Origin of the sequence: Pantoea agglomerans NBRC 102470, from assembly GCF_001598475.1 — a bacterium.
GTDB lineage: Bacteria > Pseudomonadota > Gammaproteobacteria > Enterobacterales > Enterobacteriaceae > Pantoea > Pantoea agglomerans.
The window spans coordinates 18,325-32,501 of record NZ_BCZA01000009.1 but is presented as its reverse complement, the minus strand read 5'-3'; the positions used below and the strand labels follow the sequence as shown (position 1 = coordinate 32,501).

The 14,177-nt window shown below is 58.9% G+C and carries 11 protein-coding genes; 7 read left to right on the top strand and 4 right to left on the bottom strand.

The annotated features are described in order from the left end of the window. Positions 1 to 440 precede the first annotated feature (440 nt). Positions 441 to 1,157, top strand: coding sequence for a two-component system response regulator ArcA (gene arcA / locus PAG01S_RS17325; protein WP_010253677.1), 717 nt, complete (start codon positions 441 to 443; stop codon positions 1,155 to 1,157). Between the two features lie 71 nt (positions 1,158 to 1,228). Here the strand turns inward: arcA and creA are convergent, their stop codons facing one another. Further along, entirely contained in the window at positions 1,229 to 1,702 is a 474-nt protein-coding gene (gene creA, locus PAG01S_RS17320) for a protein CreA (RefSeq protein ID WP_010253671.1), read from the bottom strand. Positions 1,703 to 1,896: 194 nt separating this feature from the next. On the opposite strand from creA, the gene robA reads away from it, so the two are divergent. Beyond that, positions 1,897 to 2,778, top strand: a complete 882-nt coding sequence (gene robA, locus PAG01S_RS17315) for an MDR efflux pump AcrAB transcriptional activator RobA (RefSeq protein ID WP_062759472.1) — start codon at positions 1,897 to 1,899, stop codon at positions 2,776 to 2,778. Between the two features lie 40 nt (positions 2,779 to 2,818). On the opposite strand, the gene gpmB is transcribed toward robA, so the two are convergent. Next, complete coding sequence (gene gpmB, locus PAG01S_RS17310) at positions 2,819 to 3,466, bottom strand: 2,3-diphosphoglycerate-dependent phosphoglycerate mutase GpmB (RefSeq protein ID WP_010253664.1); 648 nt, start codon at positions 3,464 to 3,466, stop codon at positions 2,819 to 2,821. 206 nt (positions 3,467 to 3,672) lie between these two features. Between gpmB and yjjX the strand changes: the two genes are divergently transcribed. Beyond that, a complete protein-coding gene (gene yjjX, locus PAG01S_RS17305; protein ID WP_062759471.1) occupies positions 3,673 to 4,191 on the top strand; it encodes an inosine/xanthosine triphosphatase in 519 nt (172 codons plus the stop codon). On the opposite strand, the gene trpR is transcribed toward yjjX, so the two are convergent. Continuing rightward, a complete protein-coding gene (gene trpR / locus PAG01S_RS17300) occupies positions 4,192 to 4,512 on the bottom strand; it encodes a trp operon repressor (RefSeq protein ID WP_062759470.1) in 321 nt (106 codons plus the stop codon). 45 nt (positions 4,513 to 4,557) lie between these two features. After that, positions 4,558 to 6,477 carry a murein transglycosylase gene (gene sltY, locus PAG01S_RS17295; RefSeq protein WP_033756501.1) on the bottom strand — a complete coding sequence of 640 codons (1,920 nt, stop codon included), beginning with the start codon at positions 6,475 to 6,477 and terminating at the stop codon, positions 4,558 to 4,560. A gap of 269 nt (positions 6,478 to 6,746) precedes the next feature. Here sltY and atzF point away from each other — a divergent pair, with 269 nt between their 5' ends. The 4 genes from atzF to urtA are packed head-to-tail and all read left to right on the top strand — an operon-like array spanning position 6,747 to position 14,171. Beyond that, positions 6,747 to 8,543 carry an allophanate hydrolase gene (gene atzF / locus PAG01S_RS17290; protein WP_062759469.1) on the top strand — a complete coding sequence of 599 codons (1,797 nt, stop codon included), beginning with the start codon at positions 6,747 to 6,749 and terminating at the stop codon, positions 8,541 to 8,543. Positions 8,544 to 8,545: 2 nt separating this feature from the next. Then, the gene (gene uca, locus PAG01S_RS17285; protein WP_062759468.1) at positions 8,546 to 12,163 is read left to right on the top strand and encodes an urea carboxylase; all 3,618 of its coding nucleotides are present in this window, start codon (positions 8,546 to 8,548) and stop codon (positions 12,161 to 12,163) included. A gap of 9 nt (positions 12,164 to 12,172) precedes the next feature. Further along, the gene (locus PAG01S_RS17280) at positions 12,173 to 12,874 is read left to right on the top strand and encodes a GntR family transcriptional regulator (protein ID WP_010671701.1); all 702 of its coding nucleotides are present in this window, start codon (positions 12,173 to 12,175) and stop codon (positions 12,872 to 12,874) included. 28 nt (positions 12,875 to 12,902) lie between these two features. Continuing rightward, complete coding sequence (gene urtA / locus PAG01S_RS17275; protein WP_033756912.1) at positions 12,903 to 14,171, top strand: urea ABC transporter substrate-binding protein; 1,269 nt, start codon at positions 12,903 to 12,905, stop codon at positions 14,169 to 14,171. Positions 14,172 to 14,177 lie beyond the last annotated feature (6 nt).

Genomic DNA, 14,177 nt, shown 5'->3' with positions numbered 1-14,177 from the left:
AACCATTTAACTTCAACGAGATAGAATGTGATTTCCGGCGGGTTTTATTTTGGCCCGACTGCGTAAAAAATGTAACGAAAATGATGCTTTTTGTGAGCTAAACAGGCAATCTGCGAGAAGTTTTTCACAAAAGTGTTAACGTGCTACAATTGCATTTGATATAAGTCAACGAAGCGTTGTTTTTATGCTTATCGGTTGTAGTTGGTGCTGTTAGGTTGCTGTTAATACAGTTAGGATATGCGCCATTATCATTAACGCCCGGGGCATGCAATTTTCATCCTGACTGGCTGAGCTAATACTGTTGTTGACGTTGATAGATGGCTTATCAAAATATGATTTCGTACAACGGTTCAGCGCGGCCCGCCGCTCTCGATGATGGAGAACGCCATACCGCTGTACGCCCTGTTTTCAATTTGTTGGCAAATTTTAGGTAGCTAAACATGCAGACCCCGCACATTCTTATCGTTGAAGACGAACTGGTCACGCGTAATACCCTCAAGAGTATTTTTGAGGCGGAAGGTTATGTGGTGTATGAGGCGACTGATGGTGCTGAAATGCATCAGGTGCTGACCGACAATGACGTTAACCTGGTCATCATGGACATCAACCTGCCCGGTAAAAACGGCCTGTTGCTGGCCCGTGAACTGCGTGAGCAGGCCAATGTCGCCCTGATGTTCCTGACCGGTCGTGACAACGAAGTCGATAAAATTCTTGGTCTGGAAATTGGCGCTGACGACTACATCACCAAACCGTTTAATCCGCGTGAGCTGACTATTCGTGCCCGCAACCTGCTGTCGCGCACCATGAATCTGGCCATGCCAGGCGAAGAGCGTCGTCAGGTAGAGAGCTACAAGTTCAACGGTTGGGAGCTGGATATCAACAGCCGCTCACTGATCAACCCGAACGGCGAGCACTATAAACTGCCACGCAGTGAGTTCCGCGCCATGCTGCACTTCTGCGAAAACCCGGGCAAAATTCAGACCCGTGCCGATCTGCTGAAAAAAATGACCGGCCGCGACCTCAAGCCACACGATCGCACCGTTGATGTCACCATTCGTCGTATTCGTAAGCATTTCGAATCAACGCCGGACACGCCAGAGATCATCGCCACCATTCATGGTGAAGGTTATCGCTTCTGCGGTGACCTGCAGGATTAAGCCCCTGTCAGACGCGGCAAATAAAAAACGCCCCTGCGGGCGTTTTTTTTGTCCTTAGCGTGACGGCATAATCAGTGCCACGGCATAATTGGCACAGCGCTAATCGCATTTTTCGGTGAGCCATCAACCACTTTATCGGAATAGGTCAGATAGACCAGGGCGTTGCGCTTTTTGTCGAAGAAGCGTACAACCTGCAACTTCTTGAAGATCAATGAGGTGCGCTGGCGGAATACCACTTCACCCTCTGCTTTGCCCTGCGCGATTTTATCACTCAGTTCGACCGGACCCACCTGCTGACAGGAAATCGCGGCATCAGAGGTATCTTCTGCCAGACCCAGTCCGCCTTTAATACCCCCGGTTTTCGCCCGGCTGATATAACAGGTTACATTTTTAACGTCCGGATCATCGAAAGCCTCAACGACAATCTTGTGGTCAGGCCCGAATATCTTGAATACCGTATCAACAGAGCCAATCTGTTCGGCAAACAGCGGGCTGGAAAAGGTCAGCGTGGTCAGCGCAGCGATCATAAGTCGGAATATTGTCATGGAGTTACCATTGCAAATGGAATAGATGAGAATGTAATGTACTGTTAATTGAGTTAATGACCAAACCAAAACGGGTTGAAGCCCGTACTGATTTAGCACAACCTTCCCCGGAAAACGGCCCACGTCTTTTGAGCAATGAGTGCTAATATTCTTCGAATGCGTTTAGCTGCACCACCAGAGTATGAGGATGTTTTATGGACCAAGCCGGTATCATTCGCGATTTGCTTGTCTGGCTGGAGAGCCATCTGGATCAACCCCTTTCACTGGACAATGTTGCCCAGAAAGCCGGTTACTCTAAATGGCATTTACAGAGGATGTTTAAAGACGTAACCGGACACGCAATAGGTGCCTATATTCGTGCGCGTCGTCTGTCTAAAGCCGCCGTGGCGCTGCGCCTGACCAGCCGCCCGATTCTGGACATCGCACTGCAGTATCGTTTTGATTCACAACAGACTTTTACTCGCGCATTCAAAAAACAGTTTGCTCAGACACCAGCGTGGTATCGCCGCTCTTCCGACTGGAACTCATTCGGTATTCGTCCCCCTATTCGGCTGGACGATGAGACGCAGCCGGAACCGGCATACGTCACCCTGCCGGAGACGGTGCTGGTAGGACAAACCCAGAACTACACCTGTATTCTGGAGCAGATTTCCAGCTACCGCGACGAGATGCGTATGCACTTCTGGAAGCAGTTCCTGCTGGAAACCGATACGGTGCCGCCGGTACTGTATGGCTTGCATCAGGTGCGCGCCAGCCAGGACAAAGATGATGAGCAGGAGATTCTTTACACCACGGCGGTGCCTGCTGACAGCGCGGTCAACCTGCACTCCGGGCAGAACGTGATTCTGGAAGCGGGCGACTACGTGCAGTTCACCTATACCGGCCCGCGCGTCAATCTGCAGGAATTTATCCTGCTGCTCTATGGCACCTGCATGCCGACGCTGGGGCTGACCCGCCGTCAGGGACAGGACATCGAACGCTTTTACACCGATGGCGGTAAAAAACGCGCTGAGCCACCGACCGAGATCCGTTGCGAATATCTGATTCCCATTCGCCGCCAGACCCTAGCCAGCTGACGTTAAGGCTGCCGTCATCGCGACGGCAGCCTTAAGTAAATCAGCGTTGAAGCTCGTCGAGTGCAGGCGCATCCAGATGGGAAATATCCCCCGCCGTCTCGACAATCCAGCCTTCTGCCAGCCAGGCGCTCTGCTGATAATCAACACGTGAGAGTGAGCAGTTACGCAGACGCAGACGACGTTCCGCATAGGCAGGCAGACCGAGAATCGTGCTGACCAGCGCCCCCAGCGCCATACCGTGACTGACGAGCAGTGGACGGCTTCCGGCTGGAAGATCAAGACAGGCATTCAGCGCGGCGTGCATGCGCGTCGCCATCTCAGTCATCGACTCCCCTTCAGGAATACGGCCCCCTTCGGTGCCGTTGACCAGCGTGGCGCGCCACTGCTCTTCTTCCGCGGTTAAGCCATCCAGCGGACGCTTCTCCAGCACCCCCATATTCAGCTCACGCAACCGCGGATCAAGCGTGACTGAGCAACCGCAGGCATCCGCAATAATCTCCGCGGTGCGGCGCGTACGCCCCAGATCGCTGGCAATAATGTGCGTAATGCCCAGATGTTTCACGCGCTCACCCACCTGCCAGGCTTGCTGCTCACCTTTTTCCGTCAGCGGACTGTCGGACTGACCCTGAATGCGACGCTCCGCATTCCATACCGTTTCACCGTGACGAACAAGATAGACCTGTAGCATGTTAGTTTCCGTTATACTGCGACAAAAATCGCTTTAGAGCTTACCCCATCAGGCGTCATTGTTGCAGTCAGTCTGCACACGGAGAGCGCGAAACAACCGGCGCGTACGGAAAGTACGTGAGGATTGTGAGCACTGCCCGGGTTCAGAATGACAAATCAAACAGCCCGATGGACCAGGCGCTTAATCACCTGAGGGTTCAACCAATTATGTACCATGTTGTCGCAGCCACCACCAATCCAGCGAAAATTCATGCGATTGCTCAGGCATTCAACGACGTTTTCGGCGAGGGATCCTGCCATATTGAAGGGGTCGAGGTCGATAGCGGTGTAGCAGCACAACCGTTAACCCATCTCGAAACGCGAACTGGCGCACGTCAGCGCGTGATGAATGCCCGGCAGGTCCGGCCAGAAGCGGCGTTCTGGGTAGCGATTGAGGCGGGCATCGAAGATGACAGCGCGTTTGCCTGGATGGTGGTAGAAAATCAGAAGCAGCGCGGCGAATCGCGCTCGGCCAGTTTCACCCTGCCGCCGGTGGTGCTGGCGGGTCTGCGTGAAGGCCGGGAGCTGGGCGAAGAGATGGCGCGGTTAACCGGCATCGAAAATATTAAACACCAGGGTGGCGCTATCGGGACGTTCACAAACGGCCTGCTCAGCCGCTCCAGTGTCTATCATCAGGCACTGATTCTGGCGCTCTGCCCGTTCATCCATCCGCTTTACCAGCAGTGATCAGGCGCGTCCCAGACGCGCTTCCAGCCAGCGTTTCAGCTCCGGCGGCGCCTCTTTCAGGCTGTTCGAGCCACGGGTAATGGTCGCAATGCCAACGCCGAGCTCATTTTTCAGTTCGCGCTGGCTCATCTCGCCGTTCATTAACTCTTCGATAATCCGCAGACGGGTGCCGAACGCTTCCCGCTCGTCGGGCGTCATCATCAGTTGCATCAGTGGCAGCGCATGACCATCAGCAAAGGCCTGCTGCATCAGCACGACAAAGCGCTGCCAGCTATCTTCTGCCGGATGCTCAGCGGTAGAGGGGGAATCAGAATGGGTCATGAAGAGGCTTCCGTACTCGCTAAAGAGTACGGAAGCTTAGCACAGCTAGTAACGGCGATTCCACTCAGCATCTGACAGGATCTTGTCAGGCTTGCCCATGAAGTGACGATAGTAGGCGTCGTACGCCAGCACATTCTTCACATAGCCACGCGTTTCAGAGAACGGGATGGTCTCGATAAACGCGACGGCATCAAGATTGCCCGCACTGGTTTTCTGCCAGCTTCGCACCCGGCCCGGCCCAGCATTGTAGGCCGCCGAGGCGAAGATCCGGTTCTGATTGAACTGCTGATAGACATATTCCAGATACTGGGTGCCGATCTGAATATTGGTTTCCGGATCGAGCAGCTGGCTGGTGTTGCTGTAGCCAGGGATGTTGTACATCTTCACGGTATGCGCCGCCGTGGCAGGCATAATCTGCATCAGACCGCTGGCGCCGACCGGTGAACGCGCTTTCGGATTCCAGGCGCTCTCCTGACGCGAAATCGCCATCGCATAGCTTGGCGGGATCTGCTTCACCGCGGTGTTGCGCTCATAGACGCTCTGCCACGCCAGCGGGAAACGCTCTTTCAGGCTGTCCCACATTTTGGCCGTGATGGTCGCCTGCACGCTGAGATCCCACCAGTCCTGCTCATTGGCGTAGCGCGCCAGCATCTGCTGCTGCGTGTGCGTGCGGCTGCCGATGAGATTGCTCCACTCGCTGCGCGCCAGGTTATCCAGACCCCAGTACATCAGCTCGCGAACGCGGGCCAGCTCCGGTCCCTGCACCGTGGCACTGTCAGGCTTCGGCGCTTCATCCACCTGCAACGGGTAGTCAACGCCCAGCCGCTGCGCGGCCACCATTGGATAGAAGCCACGCGCCTGCATCAGTTTGCGCAGGATCTCTTCCGCTTCCTCTTTGCGATCTTTCTCAAACAGCAGATCGGCCTGCCAGTACTGCCATTCATCTTTCTCTTTGGCTTCCAGCGGCAGACGAGCGATCCAGGTGTTAAGGCCGCGTCGGTCATGCTGAGAGAGTGCCAGTCGTACCCGGCGTTCTACCAGCGCGGTAGACTCGCTGTTCATCACCACCGCATCGCGCCAGCGTGCCTGCTCAGAAGTGAGATCGCTGCCCATCATGCGCCAGACCACAATCTCCTTCAGCGCCTGCTCATCCTCCGGCCCCATCTTCTGCGCCCGGACCAGGATCGGAATCAGGCTGCGGGCATTTTCCATGTCCTGCCGCGCCACACGCGTAAAGGCGTAAATCGTCGCCTGGCGGGTAAAATCGGTTGGCCCGACAGCGCTGGCGAAGGTGCTGACCGTTAACGGATCCTGCTGCAGGGCCTGTATCGCGTCAGACATGGTCTGATAGTCAGTTGGCAACGTTTTCGCCAGATAGCTCACCAGGCTGTCGTTGCCTGCTTTCATCGCCAGCCGGATACGCTCCAGGATCGTAATTGGCGAAATCTGACCGGACGCCTGCCAGACCGAAAAGAGCTTATCGCAGTCCGCGGGCAGCGCCGTGCCACGCAGCCAGATCTGCTTCGCGCCGTCAAACGCGGCCTGCTGCTGACCGGTGGCCCATTTGGCGTAATACCAGTTACAGCGTGCCTGCACCGGCTTAGGTTCGGTCGGACTGAAGTTCAGCACACCCTGCCAGTCCTGTCGGTAAGCCAGCACATTAATAAAGCGGGTGCTGAGCGAACGCGCGGGTGGCAACGTAGGATACTGGCGAATAAAGTTCTGTACCGCCAGGGTGGTCTCCTGATCGAGATCCTGTGCCAGCAGCCGATATTGCAGATAAGGATAGAGCGGATAATCCTGTAGCGTGGGCAACAGCTGATCCACGGTGGCCATCTGATTGCTGTCCCAGGCCTGTTTAATTTGTTGATAACGTTGCCGTTGTTGATCAAGCGAATCGGCCCATGCGCTGCTGGCCGTGCCGGCCATGCAGATCCCTATTATCCAGTTACGCCACTTCACCACGTAAATCTCCTCTGTTGCTGGGGCCGGCGAGTTGCCAGACAGTCTTCATGCTAACCAGGCCACCGGACTCTTGCCATGTTCTTCACAAAATTTACGCATACGAAAGGTAAACGCACCGTCATCGTTCAGCGTGCGCGCCGTAATTGTGCAAATTATCATCAGAAAATCTTATCACTGAACGCATTAAACTGTTGAATCATTGCGTTAAAAAAGTGGCACAGCCTTTGCTCTGTTGAATTCCATCTTGTATACCAGCTGGAATTCTTCGTATGACTTCAACCTTTGGCCTGACGCTTCACGCCTGGCAGCAGCGTTATCAGCAGGCGCCGCAACAGATTACGTCACTGCTGAGCGCCCACCTGGCGGCTCTCGACACGCACGATAATGCCTGGATCTATCTGGCGACACCGGAGCAGTTAGCGGCTCAGATTGAGCCACTGCTGGCGCACTATCAGCGCGATCCCGGATCGCTGCCGCTGTTTGGTGTTCCCTTCGCCGTCAAAGACAACATTGATGTGGCGGGCTGGCCGACCAGCGCCGCCTGCCCCGCCTTTACCTATACCGCCAGCGAAGACGCGGTAGCGGTCGCCCGGCTGAAAGCCGCCGGCGCGATAGTCATCGGCAAAACCAACCTCGATCAGTTCGCTACCGGCCTGGTGGGCACCCGCTCCCCGTTTGGCGCGGTCAGTAACACCTTTGATGCCGATTACGTCAGTGGCGGCTCCAGCTCCGGCTCCGCATCGGTGCTGGCGCGCGGGCTGGTCGCCTTTTCACTGGGCACCGATACCGCGGGATCGGGCCGCGTTCCGGCGGGCTTTAACAATATTGTCGGACTGAAGCCGACCAAGGGCTGGTTCTCTGCACGCGGCGTGGTGCCCGCCTGCCGCCTCAACGACACGATTTCCGTGTTTGCGCTGACGGCAGAAGATGCCTTTAGCGTCGCCAGCGTCATGGGTGGCTATGATGCCGGTGACGCCTATTCGCGCATTAATCCGCGCACCGCACCGGCCAGCCTGCCCGTCCATCCCCATTTTGCTGTACCTTTGAACCCGGAGTTTTTTGATGATGCCGCCGCCGAAGCCGCCTGGGACCAGGCGCTGGAGGCATTGCAGGCGGGTGGCGTGACGCTGCACCCTGTCGACTTCACCCCGTTCCGGAAGCTGGCTGAACAGCTCTACTACGGTGCCTGGGTCGCTGAACGCACGGCGGCGGTGGGCGGGATGCTTGATCGCCCGGCGGAGATGGACCCGGTGGTACACGAGATTATTGCCAGTGGCCTGAAATACAGCGCAGTCGATGCCTATAAGGCGGAGTATCTGCGGGCCGAACTGACGCGTCAGATTCAGCAGACGCTGGCACAGTTTGACGCGCTGGTGGTGCCGACCTCGCCCACGATTCATACCCTGGAGGAGATGAAGCAGGAGCCGATTCACTTCAACTCGCAGTTCGGCACCTATACCAACTTTACCAACCTTGCCGACCTCGCCGCGCTGGCGCTGCCCGCACCGTTCCGCAATGACGATCTCCCGGCAGGCATCACGCTGATTGCGCCCGCCTGGCACGATCGGGCGCTGGCTGAGTTTGGCATTCGCTGGCAGCAGCAGCTTGCTCTGCCGCTGGGCGCGACCGGCCAGCCCTGCCCTGCCTGGCGCACCAGCCTGCCCGCCTCCGCCGACCATGTCCGGCTGGCGGTAGTGGGCGCGCATCTCACCGGAATGCCGCTTAATTTCCAGCTCACCGATCGCCATGCCGTCTGGGTGGAAGAGACGAAGACCGCGCCACACTATCGCCTGTTTGCCCTGCTGGAGGGCGCGATCAAAAAACCCGGCCTGATGCGTGACGAACAGGGCGCCGCTATCACCGTGGAGCTGTGGGATATCCCGCTGGCGCGCTTTGGTGAGTTTGTGGCCGAGATTCCCGCACCGCTGGGCATCGGCAGTCTGACGCTGGCGGATGGGCGGGTGGTGAAAGGCTTTATCTGCGAAGGCGCGGCGCTGAACAACGCGCTGGAGATTACTGAGACGGGCGGCTGGCGCAACTGGCTGGCATCACAGGGGAGTCACTGATCATGTTCACCACCGTACTGATTGCCAACCGCGGCGAAATCGCCTGCCGCGCCATTCGGACGCTGAAGCGCCTGGGCGTCAAAAGTGTCGCGGTATATTCAGATGCTGACCGCAACGCGCAGCACGTTAAGCAGGCGGATATCGCTATCGCGCTGGGCGGCGATAAAGCCAGCGACAGCTATCTGCGCATCGACAAAATTCTGGCGGCGGCTCAGCAGAGCGGCGCCCAGGCTATCTGGCCGGGCTACGGTTTTCTTTCAGAAAGCCAGCCGTTTGCCGAAGCCTGTGAAGCGGCAGGGATCGCCTTTGTCGGCCCCACCGCGCAGCAGATTGGTGAGTTCGGCCTTAAGCACCGTGCCCGTGAGCTGGCAGCCAGTGCAGGTGTACCGATGACGCCAGGCACACCGCTGCTTGCGTCGCTGGAGGAGGCAATACAGGCGGCCGATAAGATCGGCTATCCGGTGATGCTGAAAAGCACGGCGGGCGGCGGCGGCATTGGTCTGACGCGCTGCGCCGACGCCGGAGCGCTCGCCAGCGCCTGGGAGAGCGTACGCCGTCTTGGCGAGCAGTTCTTCAGTGATGCGGGCGTGTTTCTGGAGCGCTGCATCGATCGCGCCCGCCACGTAGAAGTGCAGATTTTTGGTGACGGTAACGGCACTGTGGTCGCGCTGGGTGAACGCGACTGCTCACTGCAGCGCCGCAATCAAAAGGTGGTGGAAGAGACGCCCGCGCCCGGTCTGTCTCCGGCGACGCGTGATGCCCTGCTCGCCTCAGCGGTGCGGCTCGGCGAGCGGGTGAACTACCGCAGCGCAGGCACCGTAGAGTATATCTACGACGTCGACCAGCAGGCCTTTTACTTTCTGGAAGTGAACACCCGCCTGCAAGTGGAGCATCCGGTCACTGAGTGCGTCACCGGACTCGATCTGGTGGAGTGCATGTTGCAGGTGGCGGCGGGCGATGCGGTTGACTGGTCGCGTCTGCAGCAGGCGCCGCAGGGCGCCGCCATTGAAGTGCGGCTCTATGCGGAAGATCCACTCAAGAACTTTCAGCCCAGCCCCGGCCTGCTAACCGGCGTAACTTTCCCTGACGGCGTGCGGGTCGACAGCGGCATCGAAACCGGCAGCGAGGTCTCCAGCTTCTACGATCCGATGATCGCCAAACTGATCGTGCATGCCGACACCCGCGATGCGGCGCTGGAAAAACTTCGCCATGCGCTGGATGCCACTCAGCTGCACGGCATCGCCACCAACCTCGACTATCTGCGCCAGATTACCGCCAGCGACGCGTTTCGCAGCGGCAACGTCTGGACGCGCTACCTCGACAGCGTGGTGCCTGCCTCCTCCGTGGTGGAAGTGCTGCAACCCGGTACCTTCAGTTCGGTTCAGGACTATCCTGGCCGCCTCGGCTACTGGGATATCGGCGTGCCGCCTTCCGGCCCGATGGATGACTTCGCTTTCCGGCTGGCTAACCGCATCGTCGGTAATCATGACGCGGCGGCGGGGCTGGAATTTACCCTGCAGGGGCCGACGCTGCGTTTCCACTGTGATGCCATCGTGGCGCTGACCGGTGCTGACTGCGACGCCACGCTGGAGGGCGAACCGGTCAGCACCTGGCAGCCGCTGGCGGTGAAAGCGGGAGAGACTCTGGCGCTGGGACGCGCCCGGACGGGCTGCCGCAGCTATCTGGCCGTGCGTAACGGCTTCGACGTGCCGGAGTATCTGGGCAGCCGCAGCACCTTTTCGCTGGGCCAGTTTGGCGGTCACGCCGGACGCACCCTGCGGGTTGCCGATATGCTGGCGATCTCCCAGCCTGAGCGGGCAGCCTGCACCACGCCTGCCCCGGTCAGCGATCCGCAGCCGCTCGATGCGGCGCTGATTCCGCACTACGGCAGCGAGTGGCGCATCGGCGTGCTCTACGGCCCGCACGGCGCACCGGATTTCTTCACCCAGGCCGCCATCGATGCGTTCTTTGCCAGTGACTGGCAGGTGCACTACAACTCCAACCGCCTCGGCGTGCGGCTGGTCGGCCCGAAACCGACCTGGACCCGCGCCAACGGCGGCGAAGCGGGCCTGCATCCCTCCAACGTTCACGACTGTGAATATGCCATTGGCGCGGTCAATTTCACCGGCGACTTCCCGGTGATCCTGACGCACGACGGCCCAAGCCTCGGCGGCTTTGTCTGTCCGGTGACCATCGCCAAAGCCGAGCTGTGGAAAGTGGGCCAGGTTAAACCTGGCGACACCATCCGCTTCCACCCCATCACCGCAGACGATGCGCTGGCGCGGGAAAAAGCGCAGATGCATCTGATTGAGACATTGCGCCCTGAGCATCCGCCCACGTTTGCCGTGCCGTCACTGGCCGAAACCGCCCACGGCTCCGCCACGATTCTGGCCGCTCTGGAGGCCACGACCAGCACGCCGAAAGTGGTCTATCGCCAGGCGGGCGACAAATATGTGCTGATTGAGTATGGCGACAATGTACTGGATCTGGCGCTGCGTCTGCGTGTCCATCTGCTGATGAATGCGCTGACGGCGCAGGCGGAGCCTGGCGTAGAGGAGCTGTCGCCTGGCGTGCGTTCGCTGCAGGTGCGCTACGACAGCCGCATCATTAACCAGTCCCGGCTGATGTCACTGCTGCTGGCGCTGGAAGCGACGCTGGGCGACGTCAGCACGCTGAAAGTGCCCTCCCGCGTGGTGTGGATGCCGATGGCATTTGAAGACAGCGCCACGCTGGGCGCCGTCAGCCGCTATCAGGAGACGGTGCGCGCCAGCGCCCCCTGGCTGCCCAACAACGTGGACTTTATCCAGCGGATTAACGGCTTAAGCAGCCGCGATGAGGTGCGCGATACCCTGTTCAACGCCAGCTATCTGGTGCTGGGGCTGGGCGACGTCTACCTTGGCGCGCCCTGTGCCGTTCCGATCGATCCACGCCATCGCCTGCTGAGTTCCAAATACAGTCCGGCGCGCACCTTCACCGCCGAAGGTACCGTAGGGATCGGCGGCATGTACATGTGCATCTACGGCATGGATTCGCCCGGCGGCTATCAGCTGGTGGGCCGCACGCTGCCCATCTGGAACACCTTCCTGAAAAATCCGCAGTTCGCTACCGATGCGCCGTGGCTGCTGCGCTTCTTCGATCAGGTGCGCTTCTATCCGGTGAGTGAAACCGAACTGACCCAGCTGCGCGAAGATTTCCGCGAAGGCCGTGCCAGCCTGCGTATTGAAGAGACGCAGTTTGATTTTGCCGCCCATCAGCAGTTCCTCGCCGACCACGCCGCTGAAATTGCAGCGTTCCGCCAGCGCCAGGCCGCCGCCTTTGAACAGGAAGTGCAGCTATGGGCGCAGGAGGAGCAGAACGCGCCGCCGGAGGATGAAACGCGCGCCAGCGTCAGCGAAGAGGAGGAGAACGGGCTGCCGGTGCAGGCGGATCTCAATGGCAACATCTGGAAAGTGCTGGTGCAGCCGGGCGACGAGGTCAGCGCCGGGCAGACGCTGATTATCGTGGAGGCGATGAAGATGGAGCTGGCGATTGTCGCCCCGCAGGCCGGTCGTGTGACGCGGATTGCCTGCCAGGCGGGCCGTCCGGTCAGTCCTGGCGATAACCTGCTGTGGCTGGAATAAGGAGCGGTAATGACAACGCAACCCCACTCCCCTAAAGCCCGCCCGGAAGCGCTGGCGGAACGGGTTTATCAGGCGCTGAAGGACGATATCTTCGCCTTTCGCCTGATGCCCGGCGATCGCTTCAGTGAAAGCGAAATCGCCGGACGGATGGCGGTCAGCCGCACCCCGGTCCGTCAGGCGCTGTTCCGGCTGGAACGCGAAGGCTTTGTCGACGTCTGGTTTCGCAGCGGCTGGCAGATTAAGAACTTCGATTTCGCCTGGTTCGAATCGCTGTATGACCTGCGCACCGTGCTGGAGTGCGAGGCGGTAAAACGCCTCTGCGCCCTGCCCGCGCCGCAGTGTGCCGCGCTGTTAAACGAACTGAACCAGTTCTGGTGCGAGGCGGAGCCGCTTACAGAGGGCCTGGTGGTATCGCAGCATGACGAGGCATTTCACATGACGCTGGTGGCGGCAGCGGGTAACCCGGAGATGGCACGCATTCACGCCGAACTCACCGAGAAGATCCGCATTATCCGTCGGCTCGACTTCACTCGCGACGATCGCATCTGTGCCACTTATCAGGAACATGCACAGATTTTACAGGCAATTTTTCAGCAGCAGACCGCCGGGGCGCAACGCATCCTGACCGATCACATCGCCGTGAGTAAGGCGGAGGTCAGAAAGATCACGCTGCACCGCCTTCAGCAGGCCCGGCTCCAGCTCACCGAATAACACAACAACTACTCAGGGGTTTCAGATGATGAAAAGACGTTCGTTGATCAAGGCTTTCGCCCTCTCCGCCACCGTTGTCAGCATGGGGTTCGCCTGGAGTGTGCAGGCGGCTGACACCATCAAAGTGGGGATCATGCATTCGCTCTCCGGCACCATGGCGATTTCAGAAACGCCGCTGAAGGATGTGGCGCTGATGACCATCGATGAGATCAACGCCAAAGGGGGCGTGCTGGGGAAAAAGCTGGAGCCGGTGGTGGTCGATCCCGCCTCTAACTGGCCGCTATTTGCCGAGAAGGCGCGGCAGCTGCTGACTCAGGATAAGGCGGCGGTGGTGTTTGGCTGCTGGACCTCGGTGTCGCGCAAATCGGTGCTGCCGGTGTTTGAAGAGCTGAACGGCCTGCTGTTCTATCCGGTGCAGTATGAAGGGGAAGAGATGTCACCCAACGTCTTCTACACCGGCGCTGCGCCTAACCAGCAGGCGATTCCGGCCGTGGAGTATCTGATGAGCGAAGATGGCGGCAGCGCGAAACGCTTCTTCCTGCTTGGCACCGACTATGTCTATCCGCGCACCACCAACAAGATCCTGCGCGCCTTCCTGCACAGCAAAGGCGTGGCGGATAAAGATATCGAAGAGGTCTACACGCCGTTTGGTTACAGCGACTACCAGACCATTGTCTCCAACATCAAAAAGTTTGCGGCTGGCGGCAAAACGGCAGTGGTTTCCACGATCAACGGCGACTCCAACGTGCCGTTCTACAAAGAGCTGGCGAACCAGGGGATCAAAGCCACTGACATTCCGGTGGTCGCTTTCTCGGTGGGCGAAGAGGAGCTGCGCGGCATCGACACCAAACCGCTGGTGGGTCAGTTAGCCGCCTGGAACTATTTCGAGTCTATCGATAATCCGACCAACGCGAAGTTTGTCGCCGACTACCGCGCATATGCCAAAGCACATAACCTGCCGAACGCCGCCACCGTCGTCACCAACGACCCGATGGAAGCGACCTATGTTGGCATTCATATGTGGGCGCAGGCGGTGGAAAAAGCGGGCACCACGGATGTGGACAAAGTGCGGGCGGCGATGGCCGGTCAGACCTTTAAAGCGCCGGATGGCTTTACCCTGACCATGGATCAGACCAACCATCATCTGCATAAGCCGGTCATGATTGGCGAAGTGGAAGAGAACGGCCAGTTCAGCGTGGTGTGGCAGACCGATCAGCCGGTACGCGCGCAGCCGTGGAGCCCGTACATTGCCGGTAACGACAAAAAACCCGATCACCCGGTGAAGACCGCGCAGTAATCGCGG